Genomic DNA, 21,588 nt, shown 5'->3' with positions numbered 1-21,588 from the left:
AACTTGCGGGTTCAGTACCAACTCGCCCCTCTGTGGGCAAGCGCGAGGCGTTACTCTGCGGCAGGTTCGGTCAGATCGCTGCCATCACCGAGACGCTCGTCAATGAGCGCGATGGCGGGCGCGGTAATGTCGGCGGAGCCGAAATAGAGGATCACATCGCGGCGGGCCATCAGCACAGTCGCGCGGCGTTCCTGCATCAGCTCGCCGAGGATCGGACGCACCGCATCATCAAAGGCCGCGCGGGCGTTGGCGAGTTGCTGTTTCAGCGCCTCTTCTTTGGCGTCGCGGGCCACGCGGATGCCCTGAACACGCTCGTCGAACGCATCGGCGGCGTCACGGAAGTTTTCGGGCGACATCAGTTCGCGGCGATCGGCGAGGCTCTTTTCCTCTTCGGTCAGCGCGTCGGCGATGCGGGCGTTCTCGGCTTCGAGCGCGTCGGTCTGCTGCTGGATATCGTCCAGCACCCGCTGCCCAAAACGCGAATTTGTAAACACCTGATCGGCATCGATAATCGCGACGGTGGCCAGCGGCACCGACTGCGGTTGCGGCTGTTCTTGCGCGAATGCCGCGCCCGATGAGAGCGCGGCGATCAGGAGATATGCGGCGATGCGCAACATGAGGGATCAGAAACGGGTCGAGATCGAAACGTCGAAGGACTTCGTCTGGTCCAGCTCTTCGGTCTGGAGCGCTTCAGTGAAGTCGAAACGCAGCGGACCAATCGGCGTGTCCCAGAACATCGACAGACCTGCGACCGAACGCGGGGTGAAGTCACAGTAGTAGACGTTCGGATCACTCGCGCAGTCGAAACCCGGGTCCCAGAGCGAGCCGTAGTCATAGAACGCACCGCCGGAGATGCCGTACTCTTCGGGCAGGCCGAGCGGGAATTCGGCTTCGAGACGGGCAACCGCGTAGGCTTCACCGCCCAGAGCGTCGTTGATGACGTTGTTCGGATCGCTGTCGTCGTAGTAGCGCGGGCCGAGGCCGTACTGTTCGAAACCGCGCATCTGGCGGCTGCTCAGGTTGAAGCGGTCGATGATGCGGCTGTCGCCGTCGCTGTAGTGCAGCAGGCCGCCTTCGATCGTGGCGCGGAGGGTTAGGTCTTCGTTCAGGACCTTGGTTTCCGCCGAAGCGCGTGCGGTGGTTTCGATGTAGTTCGCATCGCCGAAGCCGAACTCCTGACCGACGCGGAAGCTGTAGGTCGTCTTTTCGTCGAGACCGTCGCGAGCGCTGCTCCACGAGTAGTTATAGCCGACACCGGTGGTCCAGACGCCGCCTTCATCGGCCAGCACGTAGGGCGAAACCTCGGCGGCGTTGGCGTCACGGATTTCGGCGTAGTTGCTGAGCACATAGGTGTTCAGGCGGCCACGGTCGGAGACGTTGAACGTTAGACCCGGCTGGAAGTTGAAACGGGTGGTGTCGTAATCGGCGCTCTCGCGGTTGGTTGCGCGGTAGCTGAAGTCGAAGTCGAACGCGACATCACGGCCCAGCAGATACGGTTCCGAGAAGTTGAGCGTCAGGTAGTTGTTGGTCTTTGCGGTCGAGATCGACACGTTCAGCGCCTGACCACGGCCAAGGAAGTTCGCCTGACGGAACGAAGCCAGCAGCGAAACGCCGTTGTCGGTATTGTAGTTCGCACCGAACGACAGCGAGCCGGTCGGCTGTTCGGTCACGTTCACGTCGATGACGACCTGATCTTCGGACGAGCCCTGACGCGCGTTCACTTCGGCATTCGAGAAGAAACCGAGGGCGCGGATACGTTCGGCGCTCTGGCGGATCGAACGCGGGTTGAAGGGGTCGCCTTCGACAACGCGGAACTGCTGGCGCACAACGCGGTCGAGCGTGGTGTTGTTGCCTTCGATGTCGATACGCTCGACAAAGATACGCGGGCCGCGCTTGAGCTGGAAATCGACGTTGATCAGCAGACCGCGGTCATCGCGGGTGACGACCGGCTCGACCTGAACGAACTGGAGGCCCTGACGGACGGCCAGTTCTTCGATGCGGGCGATGTCGTTTTCAACGTCGAGCGGCGTGTAGGTCGAACCGCTGCGGGTGCGCACAACCTCTTGGAACGAGGCGACATCGACTTCGGGCAGATCGCTGGTGACGGTGATGTTGCCGAAATTGAACTGCTGACCTTCCTCGATGCTGAAGGTCATGAGGTAGGCGTCACGCTCGCGCGCCAGCGTCACGTCGGTGTCGAGGATCTGGAAGTCCACGTAGCCGCGCGACTGGTAGAAATCGGTGAGCACGCGTTTGTCAAATTCAACGCGGTCGGCGACGTAGGTGTCACGGCCGATCAGGGCGCGCAGGATACCGGCCTGCTTGGTTTCCAGAACACCGCGCAGACGGCGGTCGGAGAAGCTGTTGTTGCCGGTGAACGCAATGCGCTCGATCTCGGTCACGCCGCTTTCGACGACCTCATAAACCACGTTCACGCGATTGTCGGGCAGACGGATGATGCGCGGAGTGACGACGGCATTGATGCGGCCATCGTTGGCATAGGCTTCGGCCATGCGCTGCGCGTCGGCTGCAACGTCGTCGGCGTTATAGATCCGGCGCTCGGTGGCCGAGACCAGACCGAACAGTTCGTCATCGGACAGGCGGCGGTTGCCCTCGATGTTGATGCGGTAAACGGTCGGGCGTTCGACAACCTGAATAACGAGGCCGCCGCCTTGGGTGACGACGTCGACACTTTCGAAAAGGCCGGTCGCACGCAGACGCTGGGCGGCGTCATTGATGTCGCCAGCCGAAACAGCGCCCGAAGCGGGCAGTTCGAGGTAGTCGATGATCGTACCGGTCTGGATACGCTGGTTGCCCTGAACGGCGATATTTCCAACCGAGAAACTCTGCGCGAAGACCGGCGTCTGGATGGTCGAAAGACCGATCAGCGCGGCCGCCGTGAGGCGAAGCAGGGTTTTGGCCGAAGCCGGTTTCTTATCGTTGGGAAAAAATCGCATCAATCCAGCCAGTCCAGACAAAACAGTCAGCTTCTGACCTATCCAGAATGACGGGCCTTGTCAAAACAACAACGCACCCTTTCGGGTGCGCTGGGCGGGCTTTAGTGAAGGTCGGTCCAAGCCATCTCGATCAGCTCGTTTCCGAGGTAGTTCGCAGCCACCAGCGCCACGAGCACAGCCCCCGCAAACAGGAACCTGTCCCAATTCAGACGGGCCAGAAACGACAGACGATCATATCCGGCGGTGATATAAGCCATATCCATTGCCTCCTTACACTACAGCGAACGTATATTCCCCGAATTGGGCGAATTTACGGCACTGCACGAAGGTCGGCGGATTTATCAGCGGCAGAAGAAAGCGTCGTTCAGAATGCCGAACAGCATCAGCGACAGGATGAGGCCAAGGCCCACGACGATCAGCACACGCATCGCGCCATCGCTCGGACGTTTGCCGGTGATGCCCTCGTAAGCGAAGAACACCAGATGGCCGCCGTCGAGCACGGGAATCGGGAAGAGGTTCATCAGGCCGATCGCCGCCGAAAGGGTCGCGATCCACTGGATGAAATCGACCGGTCCTGCCGCCGCCATCTGACCCGACGCCTCTGCAATGCCGATGGGGCTGGAAAGGTTACAGGTCGAGATTTCACCGAGGATCATGTACTTCATGCCCGTGAGCGACAGGTCGATGATGTACCATAGACCTTCGAATGCGTTGCCGATGGCTTCGAACACGCCGGGGGTTTCGGTGACCGGCTCGAAGAAGATGCCGCCCGAAATGCCCAGCAGCCAGCGGGTTTCGAACCCGTCCTCGGTGGGCAGGTCGCGGCGGTCGGGCGTGACGGTGATGTCGATCACGCCGCCATCGCGCCAGAGCGTCAGAACCTGCGGCTCGCCATCGGACGCGCCTGCAAGCTCCATGAGCTGACTGAAGGCAAAGACCTCCTGCCCGTTGATCGCGGTCACCACGTCACCTTCGAGAACACCGGCTTCACGCGCGGCGCCGTTCTGGGTCAGGCTCATAACGCGGGTGGTCTGCGGGTACGGGCCTTCGACCTGCATCTCCTCGCCATCGCGCACGATGGTGTAGGTCAGCGAAGGCTCCAGCGGCAGATCGTCAAGCGCGGCGGCGAACTGGGCGACCGAGCGGGCGTCCATGTTCTCGACCGCGATGATCTGGTCGCCCGCTTCGAGCTCTTGCAGATAGGTCACGGGCAGTTCGGGCACCGTGCGCAGGGTCAGCGGATCCATCGCTTTGCCCGACCACAGTCCAAGGCCCGTCAGAATGACGACCGTCAGGATGAAGTTGAAGATCGGCCCCGCAGCAACGGTCGCCGACCGCGCCCAGAGCGGCGCGCCGAGCATCGTATCGCGCCCGCCCACATCGCTGGTGTTGACGCTGGCCGCGTTCGCATCGCCGCGGAATTTGACGTAGCCGCCAAGCGGGATCGCGGCGAGCTGCCACTGAGTTCCGTGCTTATCGACGCGCGAAAACAGGACCTTACCGAAGCCGAGCGAGAAAACGTCCGCCTTAATGCCGCTCCAGCGACCGACGATGTAGTGGCCGTATTCGTGGATCGCCACGATGATCGACAGGGCAATAACGAAGGCAGGGATGGCCAGAGCGATGTTACCGAAATTGGGCAGGAAGCTGGTCATCTGTTAATCCATCGTCTCCATGATTTCCGTGGCGCGTGCGCGGGCCTCGGTGTCTGCTTGCATGATCGTATCAATCCCGTGGGCATTTGTGCGATCAGTCGAGGGCGACATAGTGTCCATTGTCCGCTCGACGACCTGTGCCATGTCGAGGAACCCGATTTTCTTTGCGATGAACCCGTCGAGCGCGCGTTCCTTCGCGGCGTTGAAGATCGCACCCGACAGGCCGCCTTCGTTCATAACGCGGTGCGCAAGCGCAAGCGCGGGGTAGCGCGCATCGTCGGGCGCGCGGAATGTCAGTTGGCCGATCTTGGCGAGGTCCAGACGCTCGACCGGCAGCTTGCGGCGCTCCGGCCAGTGCAGCGCGTATCCGATCGCGTGGCGCATATCGGCAGGCCCGACGTGGGCCATCAGCGCGCCATCGTTAAAGCCGACCATCGCGTGAATGAGGCTTTCGGGATGCACCAGCACCTCGATCTGCGAGGGGTGAACGCCGAAATATTCTTTGGTCTCAATCAGTTCCAGCGCCTTGTTAAACATCGACGCGCTGTCGATGGTGATCCGCTGACCCATATCCCAGTTAGGATGGGTGGAGGCTTGCTCGACCGTGGCGGTAGCCAGTTTCTCCATCGGCCAATCACGGAACGCACCGCCTGACGCCGTAATGATCACGCGCTCGACGGCAGACAGATCTTCGCCCACGAGGGCTTGGAACACGGCGGAGTGCTCGCTGTCCACGGGAACAACGGTGGCGTTGTGCTCGGCCGCGGTCTGCATCAGCAGCGGACCTGCGGTCACGAGGGATTCCTTGTTTGCCAGCGCCAGCGTCGCGCCCTGTTTCAGCGCCTCAAGTCCCGGTAGCAGACCGGCGGCGCCGACAATCGCGGACATGACCCAATCGGCGGGACGCTGGGACGCTTCGCGCATCGCGTCCGCACCTGCGGCGGCTTCAACGCCAGTTCCAGCCAGCGCGTCTTTCAGGTCGGGCAATAATTCTTCGTGGCAGGTCACAGCGAAATCGGCGTTCAGCCGTATCGCGTCCTTTGCCAGTTGCGCAATGTTACGGGCACCCGTCAGCGCGACCACATCGTATTCCTGCGGAGCGCGGGCAATCAGGTCGATCGTGTTCTGTCCGATACTTCCCGTTGCGCCGAAAATGGACACACGTCTCATCAATATCCCTTCGACGTGATAAACGGCTCCATGATCACGACATAAGCCGCGAGGACCAGTGCTGCGGCCATCAGCGCGTCGAACCGGTCAAGCAGACCGCCATGCCCCGGAATGAGGGCCGAGCTGTCCTTGACCCCTGCCCGACGCTTTAGCGCGCTTTCGGCAATATCGCCGAGCTGGCCCGCAAAGGCCATAAACACCGACGTGAACATGAGCACGATCACTGCGACGAACGAGCCTTGCGAGAACGCCCAGCCGATCACCGCCGCGCCGATCCAGCCACCGATGGTGCCGGACCATGTTTTCTTGGGGCTGATCGCGGGCCAGAACTTCGGACCGCCGAGGCTTTTGCCGACGAAATAACCGAGGATGTCGGACATCACGACTACGAGCACGAGCCACAGCGTGTAGGGGAGCGAGAGCTCACGCAGCATCCAGATCGCACCGCAAGCGCAAAGCACCCCGAAGGCATAAAGCGACAACCACAGGCGGTCGCGCTTGATCGTGGCGAAAATCGCGGCGGCCAGCAGCGCGAAGATCACGCCCTCCGCGCCGAACGGGATCAGTACGCACAGGAACACCGTGATGCCGCCGACAACGCCGAACGCCTTGGCGCGCAGGTTCGCGAGCGGATGGCCCATGCGGTAGATTTCCCAGATCATCAGACCCGCGCAAATCGAGATGAAGAGCAGGAAGACGAAATGTCCGAGGACCAGTGCGCCACCGCCGATGATTGCGAGCACGATGCCCGAAGTCACGCGTGGCCCGAGGTCACGCCATTTGTTTTTGACACGTTCGCGCATCTTAGCCTTTGATTCCGCCGTACCGACGTTCGCGGTTGGCGTAGTTCCTGACGACCTTGCCGAACTCTTCGGCCGTGAAGTCAGGCCAGAGCGTATCGACGAATTCATATTCAGAATAGGCCGACTGCCACAGAAGGAAATTCGAAATACGCGCTTCGCCCGAAGTCCGGATCACAAGATCGGGGTCGGGAAGCACGCGGGTGTCCAGAAAACGCGACAGCGTTTCGGCGTCGACGTCCTTGTGGGTCAGGTTCCCCTGCTCCACCTCATAGGCAAGGCGCTGGGCCGCACGGGTCACTTCATCACGGCCGCCGTAGTTCAGCGCGATCGTCAAGTGACACTCGTCGTTGTTCGAGGTCAGTAGCTCCAGCTCGTCCATCAGCGTGACCAGCTTCGGCTCCAGCTTGACGCGGTCACCGATGAAACGGACGCGCACGCCTGCCTGAAGCAAAGCGCGGGCTTCGCGCTGGATATACATGCGGAAGAGCTTCATCAGACCGGCAACTTCAGTCTGGGTGCGTTTCCAGTTCTCGGTCGAGAAAGCGAAGATCGTGAGGTATTTTACGCCGTTTTCCGGACAAGCCTCGACGATATCGCGGACACGCTTTGCACCGGCCTGATGCCCGAAAAGACGGGGCCGCCCGCGCTGTTGCGCCCAGCGGCCATTGCCGTCCATGATAATCGCGACGTGGCGCGGACCGTCTTGGTCAGTTTCCAAATGTCCGTCCATACTGGAGTCCCTCGCCACGAAACATGCAGGTCTTATACCTGCATGATCTCCGCTTGCTTGGTCTCCAGAAGATCGTCGACCTGCTTGACGTACTTGTTCGTCAGATCCTGAACTTCAGATTCCCAGAACTTCTGGTCGTCTTCCGAAAGACCGTCGTTCTTGGCCTTCTTGATCTGGTCCATACCGTCACGGCGCAGGTTGCGGATCGCAACGCGGGCGTGTTCGGCGTACTGGCCTGCGACTTTCGTCAGCTCGCGGCGGCGTTCCTCGTTCAGCTCGGGGATCGGCAGCATGATGATGGTGCCGTTGAGCTGCGGGTTGATGCCCAAACCGGACTCGCGGATGGCCTTTTCGACCTTACCGACCATGGCCTTGTCCCAGATATTGATGGTCACGAGGCGCGGCTCGGGCACGTTGACGGTGCCCAGCTGGTTGATCGGCGTCATGGTGCCGTAGGCTTCGACCTGGATCGGCTCCAGCATGGAGCCCGAACCACGGCCCGTACGCAGCGAAGCGAATTCGGTGCGCAGCGCGGAAATGGCGCCGTCCATACGGCGGGTCAGGTCGTCGGTGTCGAGTTCAAAATCTTCGGACATACTTTCTGCTCCCCTCGGGGGTATTCTTCGGTTCGGACTGCTATAACCTTAACGGTGCACGGTTGTATAGGTGCCTTCACCCGCGAGGATACCGCGGAAACCGCCCGGCTCGTCGAGGCTGAACACGATCAGCGGCATGTTGTTGTCGCGGGCCAGCGCAATCGCCGAAGCGTCCATCACCTTGAGATTCTGGCGGAAAACCTCGTCGTAGGAGATACGGTCGAAGCGCTTCGCGTCAGGGTTCTTCTTGGGGTCGCTGTCGTAGATACCGTCGACCTGCTTGCCCATGAAGATCGCCTCGCAGGACATCTCGTTGGCACGGAGCGCCGATGCGGTGTCGGTGGTGAAGTAAGGGTTACCGGTGCCGGCGGCAAAGATGCACACGCGCTTTTTCTCGAGGTGACGCACCGCGCGGCGGCGAATGTAGGGCTCGCAGACCTGATCCATCGGGATGGCCGAGATGACGCGGGTGAAGACGCCGAGCGTTTCGAGCGCGGACTGCATCGCCAGCGCGTTCATCACGGTCGCAAGCATACCCATGTAGTCTGCGGTGGTGCGTTCCATGCCCTGAGCGGAGCCCTGTAGGCCGCGGAAGATGTTACCTCCGCCGATGACCATGCAGATCTCGACGCCGAGGTCGTGGACCGATTTGACTTCGCGGGCAATGCGCTCGACGGTCGGCGGGTTCAGGCCGAACTGGCCGTCGCCCATCAGGGCTTCCCCTGATATTTTGAGCATGACCCGTTTGAATTTCACATCCTTGCCGTCGGTCATGGCTCTATCCTCGCGCTGGTCCTTTGATCGGCGTGGAAAATGTCGCAAAAGGCGCAAAAGGGCAATGGCGGTATCGCCGGAAATTGGCAGGTTGTATGAATTCTCTGTAAAACCTGCACAGCATCTAGGAAAGGTTGCCGCATTTCGTGTCACTGATCGACCAAATATCCGCTGAAAAGCCTGTTCTCATTGCGGGACCGACTGCCTCGGGCAAGTCCGAACTGGCGCTGCGCATCGCTGAGGAAAAGGGCGGCGTGATCGTGAATGCCGATGCATTACAGGTGTTTAGCGGCTGGCGCATCCTGACGGCGCGTCCAGATGATTCTGATCTGGCACGGGCGGAGCATAAACTCTACGGCCATGTGCCCTTCGATCAGCCCTACTCGGCGGGGCACTGGCTGCGCGATGTGACCCCTCTGCTGGGCGGAGAGCGCCCAATCATCGTTGGCGGGACGGGGCTTTACTTCATGGCGCTGACCGAAGGGCTGGTGGAAATCCCCGCGACCCCGCCCGAGGTCCGCGCAGAGGGCGATCTGATCGCCCTGCCCGACCTGCTGGCCGCGCTGGACGAGAAAACCAAATCGCGTATCGACACCAACAACCGCCCGCGCGTGCAGCGCGCGTGGGAGGTGCTGACCGCCACGGGCCGCCCACTTGCCGACTGGCAGGACGACACCCCGCCGCCGCTGCTGCCCGCTTCGGACACGCACGCGCTGGTGCTGCGGCCCGATGTTGATTGGCTGAACGAACGCATCGGTCGTCGCTTCGATCTGATGCTGGAGGGCGGCGCGCTGGACGAAGCCCGCGCCATGCTGCCCCAATGGGACCCGAGCTATCTGTCCTCCAAAGCCATCGGCGCGCCCGAGATGATCGCCCACCTCCAAGGTGCGTTGACGCTGGAGGACGCCCGCGATGCTGCCGTCACGGCTTCGCGCCAGTACGCCAAGCGCCAGCGCACGTGGTTCCGTAACAGAATGAAACAATGGCAGCCCGTCACCCTGCCCTGATGCGGCAAGTTTACAACGGTTTTGTAGGTGCGAATCAAAACCGTTGATTGGTCGAATCGCTTCGGACAAGGTTGCACAAACCGAACATCGGAGCCGACGATGACCCCGCCGAAGACCCTTGCACAACCAGCACAGAACAGCCTCTCGCTGGTCCATATCGTTCCGCAGAACGCCGCCAGCAAGTGGCGGACCGAGGCGATGCGCAGCTACAGCTCCCCGCGGCTCATCTTCTTCACCAAGGGCCAGGGCCGCATCACCGTGTCGGGCCTGACCAGCGGTTACGGCGCGAACAACCTGATCTACATCCCCGCCAATACGCTCTTCGGCTACGAGGCCGGCACCACTGTCTTCGGCTATGTCATCACGATCCCCCGCGCCCTCGCCCACGAATGGCCCGACGAGCCTGTCCACCTGCGGATGCGCGACGTTCTGATCCAGAAGGAATTCGTCAGCATCCTCGACAGTCTGGAACGCGAAATGAAGTCCGGTCGTGCAGGCCACGAACGCGCCGCGCACCACATGCTCGGCATCATGTCGGTGTTCTTCCAGCGCCAGCTTGAAGACAACCCGCCCGTCGATACCACGGGCCGCACAACCAGCTCCGCCGCGCGTCTTGTGGCGGCTTTCACCGACCTCGTGGAGCGTGGTTTCTCGACCGGAAAAGGCGTCACCGCCTACGCCCGCGAACTGGGCGTCACCCCGACACACCTCACGCGCTGCTGCAATCAGACCTGCGGAAAATCGGCGCTCGCGATCATCAACGACCGCATCCTGTTCGAAGCACGCGAACGCCTGCGCACCACGAAATCGCCGGTAAAAACAATCGCTTCGGACTTGGGCTTCTCGTCTGCGGCCTACTTTACCCGCAGCTTTCAGCACGAAACGGGCATGACCCCGTCAGCCTTCCGCAAGGCGCATTAACTGCCCCAGATCACCGCAACGTAATGCGTGGTCTCGCGGTACGGCGGTACATCACCGTAACGGTCGACGGCCTCGGGGCCCGCGTTGTAGGCGGCCAGCGCCAGACGCCAGTCGCCAAAGCGGTCGTACTGCATCCGCAGATAACGCGCGCCGCCTTCGAGGTTCTGACGCGGGTTATGCGGATCGACGCCAAGGAACGTGGCGGTCGCAGGCATGAGCTGCGCCAAGCCAATAGCGCCCTTGCTGCTCTTGGCGGCAGAGTTCCAGCCGCTTTCCTGCTGCACGAGGCGCAGGAACAGATCCGCAGGCACGTTGTATTTGCTGGCAGCGGCACGGGCCATCGTCAGATACTCGCCGCTATAACCGCCGTTGTAGGCCGGAGCCGAGACGGCAATCGGCGCAGGCGGGCTGGTCGGCATCAGGCGGCTGGAGGTGGAATACTGCTCGGAAGCGCGACCATCGAGAACCGACAACTGACTCTGGAACAGAGCCATGCGGCCCGACGACGACACGCTGTCCGCCAGCGCACCGCCAGCAATCGCGCTGCATACCGCAGCAATCGCCCAAACCCGCATCGTTCCGCACCTGTCCCGTTTCTTTGGCCAAAGACTAGGACAAAGGTTCCATCAGGAAAACCGCACAGCTCCGTGATCGGCAATTCTCTGCCCGATGGCTATTTACCATACGTGAAGGACTTTGCCCTTTCCTCACAGCGCGGGGAATGATGTAACGTCCCGAACAAAAGAAACGAGATTCGAGGGAGACGCGGCATGGCCGGTTCAGTCAACAAAGTCATCCTGATCGGAAATCTGGGTCGCGACCCGGAAGTCCGCAACTTCAATAACGGTGGCAAAGTCGTCAACCTGCGCATCGCCACCTCGGAAAACTGGAAAGACCGTAACACCGGTGAGCGCCGCGAGCGCACCGAATGGCACTCAGTCGCCATCTTCAACGAAGCGCTGGGCCGCATCGCGGAGCAATACCTGCGCAAGGGCTCGACCGTCTACGTCGAAGGCCAGCTGGAAACGCGCAAATGGCAGGACCAGTCGGGTCAGGACCGCTATTCGACCGAAGTCGTTCTGCGCCCCTTCACCGGCAACCTCACCCTGCTCGGCGGCCGCGGTGACGGCGGTCAGGGCGGCGGCGGTGGCGGTGGCTACGGCGGCGGTTACGACAACGGCCCGTCCTCGTCGGGCGGCGGTTACGGCGGCGGCTACGACAGCGGCCCGTCCGGCGGCGGCAACTCCGGCGGCATGGACGACGAAATTCCGTTCTAAACAAAAAGCCCCGCCATCCGGCGGGGTTTTCATTTGTCCAAGGGGGCTCTGCCCCCACGCCCTTCGGGCTTCCCCCCGAGGTATTTTCGTCAGAATGAAACGCCGGCCGCTCTGCCTTTGTGCCCGAAATATCCCGGGGTGAATGGCCGAAGGCCAGAGGGGCAGCGCCCCTCCGCTGTCTTATCCGTTCAGCGCATCGGTCAGAACGTCGAGCACCGCATCACGCGGCACATCGGATGTGACGAAGCTTTCGCCGATGCCGCGCGCGAGGATGAAGCGTAGCTTGCCGTCGAGGACTTTCTTGTCCTGTCCCATGAGACCCAAGAGCGTTTCCGCATCCGGCAATTCGCCGTCAATATCGGTGACGTCGGTTTTCATGCCCATGTCTTTGAGGTGGGCACGGACGCGGCTGGGGTCTTCTTGACTACACAGACCAAGGCGGGCCGAGAGTTCGAAGGCCAGCGCGCAGCCGATCGATACGCCTTCACCGTGCAGGAGGCGGCTGGAGTAGCCCGTCGCGTTTTCCAGCGCGTGGCAGAACGTGTGGCCGAGGTTGAGGAGCGCGCGGTCACCCTGCTCGGTCTCGTCGCGCATGACGATCTCGGCTTTCATTTGCACTGAGCGGGTCACCGCGTGGACGCGGGCTTCCATGTCGCCGTCGCGCAGCGCGGGGCCATTTTTCTCCAGCCAGTCGAAGAACTCCGCATCGCCGAGCAGGCCATACTTCACGACTTCGCCGTAACCTGCGAGGAAGTCGCGCTCGGGCAATGTCGAAAGGATCGCGGTGTCGGCCAGAACGAGGCTGGGCTGGTGGAAAGCGCCGATGAGGTTCTTGCCTTGGGGCGCGTTGATACCCGTTTTGCCCCCAACCGAGCTATCAACCTGCGCGAGCAGCGATGTCGGGATCTGCACGAACCGCACGCCGCGGCGCACGACAGCTGCCGCGAAGCCGACGAGGTCACCGATCACTCCGCCGCCAAAGGCGATGACGATGCCGGTGCGCTCGACCTTTTCGGACAGTAGCCATTCGACGGCGCGGGAGAACTGCTCCCACCCCTTCGTGCTTTCGCCTGCCGGCAGCGCCAGCGCGGTGTGGGAGATGCCCGCCTTGTCCAGCGAGGCTTCGAGCGTTTTCAGGTGCAGGCCCGCGACGGTTTCATCGGTGATGATCGCCACGGAGGGCTTGCGCAGCAGCGGCAGGATGCGCGCGCCACTTTCCTCCAGAAGACCCGGTCCGATCACAACATCATATTCGCGGCCCGGAAGGTCGACGTGCACGGTTTGCTGCATTTTATTCTTTCTCCAGGACATCGGGGCGGGACAGCAGAGAGCGGATCACGTTGTTCGTGGTCGCCTCGATGCTGTTGCCCTTCTTGGTTTGCGCGCTGAGGTTCGCCAGCGCGTAGATCGGATCGCGTTTCGTCATCAGTTCCGAGAGCGTCTTGCGCGGGTTCGGGGTGCGGAGCAGCGGACGGGTGTCCTTGTGCCGGACGCGGTCCCAGAGCGTATCAAGCGTCGCCTTCAGCCAGACCGACACACCTTTTTCGGTGATCGCAGTGCGGTTCCGTTCGGCCATGAAGGCACCGCCGCCCGTGGACAGGATGCAGGGCGGACCGGACAGAAGGCGCTCGATCACCTCGCTTTCGCGGCGGCGAAAGAACTCCTCACCGTCGCGGGTGAAGATCTCTGCGATGGTAGCGTTGGCGGCGACTTCGATCTCGTGATCCGAATCGACGAAGGGGACGCCCAGTTTTGCGGCGAGCGCCTTGCCGATGGCGCTTTTGCCCGACCCCATCATCCCGACAAGAACGACCGTGCGATGCAGACGGTATTTTTCAGCTTTCGCGACCGAGTTGTCGGTGTCGTGATCGCTCTCCTGCACCCGAGGGCCCATTTTGTTATCCAAACTGACGTGATCTTGTGTTCAAGGGAATATATAAAGACCGCCAAGGGTGCAAAGCCCGTCGAGGCGAAGAAGGCAAGAAAGGTTCGGGAATGTTGTGGAAACTGATCAAGCTTCTACTGGTTCTGCTGATTTTGGCAGGCATCGGTCTGGTGATTTACGCTTATGTCGGACCGCTGATTTTCCCGTCGGACTTTGATGCGCCGACGCAGACCGTCACCCAGCCTATTGAATTGGACGTCGAGTAATCACATGCGGTTTGCCGGTACGATATCCCTACTGGCGTTGATCGCCAGCACCGCGAGCGCCCAGTCGGAAGAGCCGCTTTCGGCCATCGACTGGCTGTCGCGCAGCGTTGATCCCACGACCGAACAACCGCTGGGACAGGCGGTGCCGAACGGCATGGAGGGCGCTGTGGACGAGGACGTGACCGTCACGCCGCTCGATAGCGCGTCGCCGGATACTGTCGGCATACTTTCGGCGCAAATCACCGGTCTGCCGATGAACCTCTGGCAGCAGTCGGACGAATCGACGCTGGTCAATCTGGTGAACGCAGAGCGCACGTCGATGCTGCCTGCGGTTCAGGATCTACTCGTTACGCTACTTCTTGCCGAAGCCGTGGCCCCTCACGATGCGGGCTCCGATGGCGAGTTGTTCCTTGCGCGCCTCGACAAACTGCTGGACCTCGGACAGCTCGAACAGGCGCAGGCGCTTGTCGAGGCAGCCGACCTCAAGCGGCCCGAAATTTTCCGTCGCTGGTTCGATATCTCGCTGCTCACTGGCACCGAAGAGGCGACCTGTGCGATGCTCAACGACGTGCCCGACCTTTCGCCCACCGAGGCGGCGCAGATTTTCTGCCTCGCGAGGGGCGGCGATTGGGATGATGCTGTGCTGGTGTTCAACACTGCCCGCGCACTGGGCGACATGCCTGCCGATCTGGAGCTGCTGGTCGAGCGGTTCCTTGACGCGCACCTCGACGATATTTCTGCCCCGCTGGAGCAGCCCGAGCGCCTCAGCCCGCTGGTCTTCCGCATGTTCGAAGCCATTGGCGAGCCGATTGCGACGACCTCTCTGCCCCGCGCCTTCGCCTACGCCGACCTGCGCGACATCATGAGCTGGCGCACCCGTCTGGAAGCCGCCGAGCGTCTGGCCCGCGCCGATGCGATCAATTCCAACGTCCTGCGCGCACTCTATGAGGAACGCAGCCCCGCCGCATCGGGCGGTGTCTGGGACCGCGCCGAAGCGTTCCAGCAGTTCAGCACCGCCATCAACGCAGGCGACCCGAGCGCCGTGTCCTCCACCCTGCCCGCCGCTTGGGCCGCGATGGAAGAAGCCCGCGCCGAGGCACCGTTCGCCCGTCTGTTTGCCGCCGATTTGGCGCGTCTGCCGCTGACGGGAGTGGCCAAGAAACTCGCCTTCCGCATCGCGATGCTCTCGCCCGAATACGAAGAAGCCGCGCAGACTTACGTGCCGACCGACGTGGATGAGGCGTTCTATATCGCTGTCGCGCGCGGTGACGTCAGCGAAGTCGAGCCGCAGTCCGACAAGCAGCGCACGATTTATAACGCCTTCCAAGGCACCCCCGTCCCCGACATCACTTCGACCCTGCTGGGCGAGCGCAAACTAGGCGAGGCATTGCTTCGCGCCATTGCGACCTTCGGTGAAGGCATGACAGGCGATCCCGTCGGCATCACCGAGGCGCTGGCTACCTTCCGTGCTGTCGGGCTTGAGGACGTCGCCCGCCGCGCCGCCCTCGAATATCTGCTGCTGGAGCGTCCGTCGTGACACCAGCCGAGCAGCCTATGCTTCATTGGGTGCAGGCATTCCTTGAGGCACAGGCCGCCGAGCTTGACGCGGCAACCAATACGCAACTGGCCTACGCGCGCGACCTCAAGGATTTCGCGGGCTGGCTGGAGCGGCGAAACCACCATTTCGCCACCCTCATGCAGGATCAGGTCGAAGACTACCTGATCGCCTGCGAGGCCGAAGGGCTGGCCCAATCCACCCGCGCCCGCCGCTTGTCGGCCATCAAACAGCTCTACCGTTTCGCGTTCGAGGAAGGCTGGCGCGAAGATAACCCCGCCATCCAGATCCGCGGTCCGGGGAAGACGAAGAAACTCCCCAAAACGCTGTCCGTCGATGACGTGGACAAACTGCTCCACGCCGCGCGCACCCACGGGCGCGAGGTGGCGCGGAACACATGCCTGATGGAACTGCTCTACGCCACGGGGATGCGTGTGACCGAACTGGTCAGCCTGCCCGTCGCCGCCGTCAGGGGTGATCCGCAGATGGTGCTGGTGCGCGGCAAAGGTGGCAAGGAACGCATGGTGCCACTGTCGGACCCTGCCCGTGCCGCCATTACCGACTGGCTGATCGAACGCGACAACGCCGAGGAACTCGCCCGCCGCAAAGGCCAGCTTGCGTCGAAATTCCTGTTCCCCTCGCGCGGAAAAGACGGCCACCTCACGCGGCACCGGTTCTTCATGCTGATCAAGGAACTCGCCGTGGCGTCCGGCATTTCGCCCGCCTCGGTCACGCCCCACACGCTGCGCCACGCCTTTGCCACGCACCTGCTCGAAGGCGGCGCGGACCTGCGCGTCATCCAGACCATGCTGGGCCACGCGGACCTCGCGACCACGGAAATCTACACCCACGTGGTCGACGAGCGCCTGAAATCACTGGTGCTCGAACATCACCCGTTGGCGCGAAAGAGCGGCAAGACAACTTGAAACAGGGGCGTCCGCGCCCCATAACCGAGAGAGAAACTCGGAAAATCATATGACTACGGCTCTCGACACTGCATTCTGGTTCACTTCCGCCGGCATCCTCGTGCTGCTGGTGCTTTCGGCGTTCTTCTCGGGCTCCGAACCCGCGCTGACGGCTGCCAGCCGCGGCAAGCTGCGCGCTGCCGCCGACAAAGGCTCCCGCCCCGCCGAAAACGCGTTGGAGGTGACCGAAGACAGCGAACGCCTGATCGGCTCGATCCTGCTCGGCAACAACGTGGTCAACATCCTCGCGACCTCGCTGGCGACCGCCCTGCTGACCAAGGTCTTCGGCCAGAACGGTGTGGCGGTGGCGACGCTGGCGATGACGCTGCTCGTCCTGATCTTTGCCGAGGTGCTGCCCAAGACCTACGCGATCACCAATGCTGAAACCGTGGCGAGCCGCGTTGCCGCGCCGATCAAGGTCGTCATTCTGGTCTTTTCGCCCATCGTGTCCGCCGTCCGGCTGCTGGTGCGCCTCGTGCTGCGCGTTTTCGGCGTCGATACCGACCCCAACAGTCACATCCTTGCCGTGCGCGAAGAAATCGCGGGCGCGCTGAACCTCGGTCACTCCGAAGGCGTGGTGGAAAAGGAAGATCGCGACCGCATCCTCGGCGCGCTCGACCTGTCTGACCGCTTTGTCGAAGAGGTGATGACCCACCGCTCCAACATCGAAATGCTGGACGCCGACCTGCCCGTTACCGAAATCCTCGACCGCGTTCTGGAAAGCCCGCACACCCGTCTGCCGCTCTATCGCGGCGAGATGGAAAACGTCGTCGGCGTCCTCCACGCCAAAGACCTGCTGCGCGCCCTCAACCGGATGATGGCCGACGGACGCATCGAGCCCGAGGAGATGGCGAATTTCAACATCCTCGACGTGGCGATGGAGCCCTACTTCATCCCTGAAACCACCACGCTCGACGACCAGATGCGCCAGTTCCTGAAGCGCAAATCGCACTTTGCGCTGGTGGTGGACGAATACGGCGGGCTTGAAGGTCTGATTACGCTCGAAGACATCCTTGAGGAAATCGTGGGCGAGATTGCCGACGAATTCGACGAAGAAGACAACGACCAGATCACCGAAACCGAAGACGGCGCGGTGATCGTGGACGGCGCGATGACCATCCGCGACCTCAACCGCGCGCGCGACTGGAACCTGCCCGATGACGAGGCGAACACCGTTGCGGGCCTTGTGATCCACGAAGCCCAACTGATCCCCCTGCGCGGTCAGGTGTTCAGCTTCCACGGCTTCCGCTTCGAGGTTCTGGAGAAGGAACGCAACCGCGTTGCAACTGTGAAAATACGTCCGCTCGGCTAATACTTTCGCGCGGCGGTATTGTACCTTTGCGCAATACAACTTTTACGATTTTACGGTATAACGAAGTTACTCCAGAGCGGTCAGCTTTGTAGTAAATTTCTCCCTGAAGGACTTGCCGCGCCTCTCTTGGCGCGGCTTTTTTCTGTACAGCGAAAATACTGCATTTTGCCTGTTGACGGTACGTGCTGCATTGCGTAGCGTCTGCACAAATAGTCGGCCAAGTCCGACAGGGAGAGATGTGAAAAGGAGCTGCGTTGCGGCTTCTTTTTACTTTGGGATCACGGCTTTACGAACCGAAGTTCAAGTATTTTCATCACTCCGTGATCGCCTGCAATTGTCAGCAAACCCTACTGGCACTATCTCCATCCTATGATAGCTTTCGCATCGACGAATAATTTAGGATTTATGATGATCAACACGCTTAAACCGCTCGCAACGATCGCCCTGATCGCCATGGGTGGCGCCGCCTTTGCTCAGGACGCCGAGCCCGCCACCGACGATGCCGCCGCGACCGCAGAGACGAACAGCGAAGCGACCGCAGAGCCGACCGTCCCGCAGCCGGGTCAGGTCTATATCAAGGAAACCTCGGGCGACTGGGAAGTCCGCTGCATGAAGGCGGAAGAAGGCAACACCGACGACTGCCAGATCTACCAGCTTCTGACAGACGGTGACGACAACGCCGTTTCCGAAGTGAAGATGTTCCCGCTGCCCGAAGGCAACGAAGTCGTCGCTGGCGCCGTGATCGTCGTTCCGCTGATGACCCTGATCCCCGAAGGCGTGACCCTGACGGTCGATGGCGGCCAGCCGCAGCGTTACCCGTTCGAATTCTGCAACCAAGCTGGCTGCGTCTCGCGCATCGGTCTGCGTGCGGAAGAACTCAACAGCCTCAAGCGCGGCAACAAGGGCACCGTGCGCCTCGTGCCTGCCGGCGCTTCGGAAGGTGATGAAGTGCTGCTCGACATGTCGCTGACCGGCTTCACCGCCGGCTTCGAACAGGCGACCGCACCGCGCTAATCCGCGCCATATCTGAAAACGAAAACGCCGCCCCTTCGGGCGGCGTTTTTTGTTAGCTGGCTTTGCGGAGCGCGAGGACCGCGTTGAGCCCCCCGAAGGCAAAGGCGTTGGACAGCACCGTGTCGACATTCGCCTCCCGCGCCTCGTTCGGCACCACGTCGAGCGCACATTCGGGGTCGGGCTCCTCATAGCCGATGGTCGGAGCGATCACGCCGTCACGCAGCGCCATAACGCAGGCCAGCAATTCCACCGCGCCCGTGCCGCCGATCAGGTGGCCGTGCATGGATTTCGTCGACGAAATCATCAGCTTGTCCGCGTGGCTGCCGAACGCATCCGCGACAGCTGCCGATTCCGTTTTGTCGTTCGCCGCCGTGCCGGTGCCGTGGGCGTTGATGTAGCCAACCTCGGAGGCGTTGATCTTGCCATCCTTCAGTGCGCCGGAAATCGCACGGGCCGCGCCCTGCTTCGACGGCATCACGATATCGGACGCGTCCGAGGACATGGCAAAGCCGACGACCTCGGCAAGGATGACTGCGCCGCGCTTCTTGGCGTGCTCGTATTCCTCGAACACAAAAACGCCCGCGCCTTCGCCCTGCACCATGCCGTTGCGGGTGGCGCTGAACGGACGGCAGGCGTCCTTGGACATGACGCGCAGACCTTCCCACGCTTTCACGCCGCCGAACACCAGCATCGATTCCGAACCGCCCGTCAGCATGGCCTGCGCCATGCCCGAACGGATCATCTGGAACGCCATGCCCATAGCATGGTTCGACGACGCGCAAGCGGTCGCGACGGTGAACGATGGGCCGCGGAGGTTGAACTCCATCGACACATGGCTGGTCGCGGCGTTGTTCATCAGTTTGGGCACGATAAAGGGGTGAACGCGGTTCTTCCCTTCCTCGTAAACGGCGCGGTAATTTTCGTCCTGCGTGGACAGACCACCGCCCGAGGTGCCGAGGATCACGCCAGAGCGGTCGGCCAGCTCGCCTTGGAACACGATGCCAGATTGGGCCATCGCTTCGCGCGCGGCGAGCAGCGTAAACTGGGTGAAGCGGTCGAACAGCGCGATTTGCTGGCGGTTGAAATGCGCCTGCTCGTCGTAGTTTTTGACCTGCGCGCCGATCTGCACGGCCAGACGGTCGACATCACGGATGTCGAGCGGACCGATACCGCAGCGCCCTTCGCGCATGGCCTCTAACGTGGAAGAGACATCTTGGCCGAGCGCGTTGATCGTGCCGGCTCCGGTAATGACGACGCGGTGCATTGCGGCTCAGACCTTTTCCGTCACCAGCTGCTCGACGGCAGCAACGATCGACGCAACGGTCGAAATGTCGAATTCGCTCTTCTCGGGCTCGTTGGCGTTGAACGGGACAGTAATGTCGAACGCTTCTTCGATCGCGAAAATGCTTTCCACCAGACCAAGGCTGTCGATGCCCAGATCTTCGAGAGTGTTTTCCATCTTCACGTCCGACGGCTCCAGAACGGCCTGCTCGGCAATGATAGCGATGGTTTTTTCACGAACGTCGTTCGTCATGCTGTAGTCCCCGTATCCCATTACAGCGCGCGCCCGATAGGCCGCGCTGATGATCTAGTCATTCTGGCTTACTATTGAAACCAGATTTTGACGATCCGACCTTGTCGCGCAAAAAACGTGGTAGGCGGCGGAGTGCCTTATACATATCGACCTGCTGCGTCATCGTCGTCGCAGGGTAGCCCATCATCACACGACCCGATGGTACATTGGCAAGGACGATCGTCCCCGCCGACGTAACGACATCGTCACCGATTTTCAGATTGTCACCGACGCCCGTCTGCCCGCCAAGCACAACGCGGTCCCCGATCACCGTGGAACCCGCGACAGCCGCATGGCCAGCCATCAGGCAGTGGTCGCCCATCGTGACGTTGTGGCCAAGGTGGCAGCCGTTGTCGATCTTACAGCCGTTGCCGATTTTCGTCGCGCGAATGGTGCCTGCGTCGATGGTGCTGCCGACGCCGATTTCGCAGTCGTCACCGATCTCCACACCTCCGAGGGAGTGGATACGGTGCCAGCTTGGATCGTCGGGAATGTTCGCCTCGGCCTCACCCATGGTGGCGCGGGCGCGTTCGACGTTCGACACATCGGCGGACACCCACGAAAACCCGTCGCTGCCGATCACGGCGTTCGGATGGATAACAGCGCGCGCACCGATGCTGACGCGGCGCATGATCTTGGCCCCGTCGAGGATCACCGACCCTTCGCCAATCACAGCGCCCGGTGCAATGACCACATGAGCCGCAATCCGCGAGCCTGCGCCGATCTTCGCGCCTTTTCCGACTATACTATAAGGACCAATGGCGACGCCCTCGCCGATCTGGGCGCCGTCAGTGATTGCGGTGGCGTGGATGCCGTCCTCGATATCCCAAGGCGTGTCGAGCATTTGTGTGAGGCGAGCCATGGCGAGGCGGGCACGGGGCGCGATGATCGCAGCCTCCAGCCCTAGCGCTTCCCAGTCGGCTCCCGGCCAGACGACCGCAGCGCGGGCCTGCCCTTCGGCCAGTTTCTCGCCGTAAGCGGGCGACATCGCCAGCGCCAGATCGCGCGGACCAGCCGAAGCAGGCTCCGACGCGCCGTCTACAATGATGTCTGTTGCCCCGAACGCCTCAGCGTTCAGAGCCTTTGCAATCTCAGCGATCGAGTGTGCCATGACATCCTCCGTTTCAG

At 61.9% G+C, this 21,588-nt stretch carries 23 protein-coding genes; 8 read left to right on the top strand and 15 right to left on the bottom strand.

The window, feature by feature from the left end:
- Positions 1-50: 50 nt before the first annotated feature.
- The 9 genes from HCZ30_RS13300 to pyrH form a co-directional block, all read right to left on the bottom strand.
- Positions 51-617 carry an OmpH family outer membrane protein gene (locus tag HCZ30_RS13300; protein ID WP_167638789.1) on the bottom strand — a complete coding sequence of 189 codons (567 nt, stop codon included), beginning with the start codon at positions 615-617 and terminating at the stop codon, positions 51-53.
- 6 nt (positions 618-623) lie between these two features.
- Positions 624-2,957: an outer membrane protein assembly factor BamA gene (gene bamA, locus HCZ30_RS13295; RefSeq protein ID WP_246212813.1), complete on the bottom strand. Its 2,334-nt coding sequence runs from the start codon at positions 2,955-2,957 to the stop codon at positions 624-626.
- A gap of 101 nt (positions 2,958-3,058) precedes the next feature.
- Positions 3,059-3,214: a hypothetical protein gene (locus HCZ30_RS13290; RefSeq protein ID WP_167638787.1), complete on the bottom strand. Its 156-nt coding sequence runs from the start codon at positions 3,212-3,214 to the stop codon at positions 3,059-3,061.
- 84 nt (positions 3,215-3,298) lie between these two features.
- Positions 3,299-4,612, bottom strand: coding sequence for an RIP metalloprotease RseP (rseP, locus tag HCZ30_RS13285; RefSeq protein ID WP_167638786.1), 1,314 nt, complete (start codon positions 4,610-4,612; stop codon positions 3,299-3,301).
- Positions 4,613-4,615: 3 nt separating this feature from the next.
- A complete protein-coding gene (dxr, locus tag HCZ30_RS13280) occupies positions 4,616-5,782 on the bottom strand; it encodes a 1-deoxy-D-xylulose-5-phosphate reductoisomerase (protein WP_167638785.1) in 1,167 nt (388 codons plus the stop codon).
- Positions 5,782-6,585 (bottom strand): phosphatidate cytidylyltransferase, encoded by an 804-nt coding sequence (locus HCZ30_RS13275; RefSeq protein WP_167638784.1) that lies wholly within the window; start codon positions 6,583-6,585, stop codon positions 5,782-5,784. The genes dxr and HCZ30_RS13275 overlap by 1 nt, the downstream gene beginning before the upstream one ends.
- 1 nt (position 6,586) lies before the next feature.
- Complete coding sequence (uppS, locus tag HCZ30_RS13270; RefSeq protein ID WP_167638783.1) at positions 6,587-7,315, bottom strand: polyprenyl diphosphate synthase; 729 nt, start codon at positions 7,313-7,315, stop codon at positions 6,587-6,589.
- Between the two features lie 32 nt (positions 7,316-7,347).
- Positions 7,348-7,911, bottom strand: coding sequence for a ribosome recycling factor (frr, locus tag HCZ30_RS13265; protein WP_167638782.1), 564 nt, complete (start codon positions 7,909-7,911; stop codon positions 7,348-7,350).
- Positions 7,912-7,959: 48 nt separating this feature from the next.
- Positions 7,960-8,685 (bottom strand): UMP kinase, encoded by a 726-nt coding sequence (gene pyrH / locus HCZ30_RS13260; protein ID WP_167638781.1) that lies wholly within the window; start codon positions 8,683-8,685, stop codon positions 7,960-7,962.
- Positions 8,686-8,831: 146 nt separating this feature from the next.
- On the opposite strand from pyrH, the gene miaA reads away from it, so the two are divergent.
- Together miaA and HCZ30_RS13250 are read left to right on the top strand one after the other, a co-directional pair.
- Entirely contained in the window at positions 8,832-9,692 is an 861-nt protein-coding gene (gene miaA, locus HCZ30_RS13255) for a tRNA (adenosine(37)-N6)-dimethylallyltransferase MiaA (RefSeq protein WP_167638780.1), read from the top strand.
- Between the two features lie 99 nt (positions 9,693-9,791).
- Positions 9,792-10,613: a helix-turn-helix domain-containing protein gene (locus HCZ30_RS13250; protein ID WP_167638779.1), complete on the top strand. Its 822-nt coding sequence runs from the start codon at positions 9,792-9,794 to the stop codon at positions 10,611-10,613.
- Here HCZ30_RS13250 and HCZ30_RS13245 read toward each other — a convergent pair.
- Complete coding sequence (locus tag HCZ30_RS13245; RefSeq protein WP_167638778.1) at positions 10,610-11,188, bottom strand: lytic transglycosylase domain-containing protein; 579 nt, start codon at positions 11,186-11,188, stop codon at positions 10,610-10,612. The genes HCZ30_RS13250 and HCZ30_RS13245 overlap by 4 nt on opposite strands.
- A 195-nt stretch (positions 11,189-11,383) precedes the next feature.
- Here HCZ30_RS13245 and ssb point away from each other — a divergent pair, with 195 nt between their 5' ends.
- Complete coding sequence (gene ssb / locus HCZ30_RS13240; RefSeq protein ID WP_167638777.1) at positions 11,384-11,890, top strand: single-stranded DNA-binding protein; 507 nt, start codon at positions 11,384-11,386, stop codon at positions 11,888-11,890.
- Between the two features lie 180 nt (positions 11,891-12,070).
- Here ssb and aroB read toward each other — a convergent pair whose 3' ends face one another.
- Together aroB and HCZ30_RS13230 are read right to left on the bottom strand one after the other, a co-directional pair.
- Complete coding sequence (gene aroB, locus HCZ30_RS13235) at positions 12,071-13,180, bottom strand: 3-dehydroquinate synthase (RefSeq protein ID WP_167638776.1); 1,110 nt, start codon at positions 13,178-13,180, stop codon at positions 12,071-12,073.
- Between the two features lies 1 nt (position 13,181).
- Entirely contained in the window at positions 13,182-13,784 is a 603-nt protein-coding gene (locus HCZ30_RS13230) for a shikimate kinase (protein ID WP_167638775.1), read from the bottom strand.
- A 101-nt stretch (positions 13,785-13,885) separates the two neighbouring features.
- Between HCZ30_RS13230 and HCZ30_RS13225 the strand changes: the two genes are divergently transcribed.
- The 5 genes from HCZ30_RS13225 (at position 13,886) to HCZ30_RS13205 (ending at position 18,887) form a co-directional block, all read left to right on the top strand.
- Positions 13,886-14,041, top strand: coding sequence for a hypothetical protein (locus HCZ30_RS13225; RefSeq protein ID WP_167638705.1), 156 nt, complete (start codon positions 13,886-13,888; stop codon positions 14,039-14,041).
- Between the two features lie 4 nt (positions 14,042-14,045).
- Positions 14,046-15,578, top strand: a complete 1,533-nt coding sequence (locus HCZ30_RS13220) for a hypothetical protein (protein WP_167638774.1) — start codon at positions 14,046-14,048, stop codon at positions 15,576-15,578.
- Between the two features lie 17 nt (positions 15,579-15,595).
- The gene (locus HCZ30_RS13215; RefSeq protein ID WP_167638811.1) at positions 15,596-16,522 is read left to right on the top strand and encodes a site-specific tyrosine recombinase XerD; all 927 of its coding nucleotides are present in this window, start codon (positions 15,596-15,598) and stop codon (positions 16,520-16,522) included.
- Between the two features lie 49 nt (positions 16,523-16,571).
- Positions 16,572-17,873 carry an HlyC/CorC family transporter gene (locus HCZ30_RS13210; RefSeq protein WP_167638773.1) on the top strand — a complete coding sequence of 434 codons (1,302 nt, stop codon included), beginning with the start codon at positions 16,572-16,574 and terminating at the stop codon, positions 17,871-17,873.
- A gap of 408 nt (positions 17,874-18,281) precedes the next feature.
- Positions 18,282-18,887 (top strand): invasion associated locus B family protein, encoded by a 606-nt coding sequence (locus tag HCZ30_RS13205; protein ID WP_167638772.1) that lies wholly within the window; start codon positions 18,282-18,284, stop codon positions 18,885-18,887.
- 52 nt (positions 18,888-18,939) lie between these two features.
- Here the strand turns inward: HCZ30_RS13205 and HCZ30_RS13200 are convergent, their stop codons facing one another.
- From HCZ30_RS13200 to HCZ30_RS13190, 3 genes are read right to left on the bottom strand one after another with little or no spacing between them, the layout of a single operon-like run.
- Positions 18,940-20,151, bottom strand: a complete 1,212-nt coding sequence (locus HCZ30_RS13200; RefSeq protein WP_167638771.1) for a beta-ketoacyl-[acyl-carrier-protein] synthase family protein — start codon at positions 20,149-20,151, stop codon at positions 18,940-18,942.
- A gap of 6 nt (positions 20,152-20,157) precedes the next feature.
- Entirely contained in the window at positions 20,158-20,421 is a 264-nt protein-coding gene (locus tag HCZ30_RS13195; RefSeq protein ID WP_167638770.1) for an acyl carrier protein, read from the bottom strand.
- A 58-nt stretch (positions 20,422-20,479) separates the two neighbouring features.
- Positions 20,480-21,571, bottom strand: coding sequence for a UDP-3-O-(3-hydroxymyristoyl)glucosamine N-acyltransferase (locus HCZ30_RS13190; protein WP_167638769.1), 1,092 nt, complete (start codon positions 21,569-21,571; stop codon positions 20,480-20,482).
- Positions 21,572-21,588: the final 17 nt, after the last annotated feature.

The sequence above is a fragment of the Marivivens donghaensis genome (assembly GCF_011806565.1).
GTDB lineage: Bacteria > Pseudomonadota > Alphaproteobacteria > Rhodobacterales > Rhodobacteraceae > Marivivens > Marivivens donghaensis_A.
This window is presented reverse-complemented; position numbering and strand designations above follow the sequence as displayed.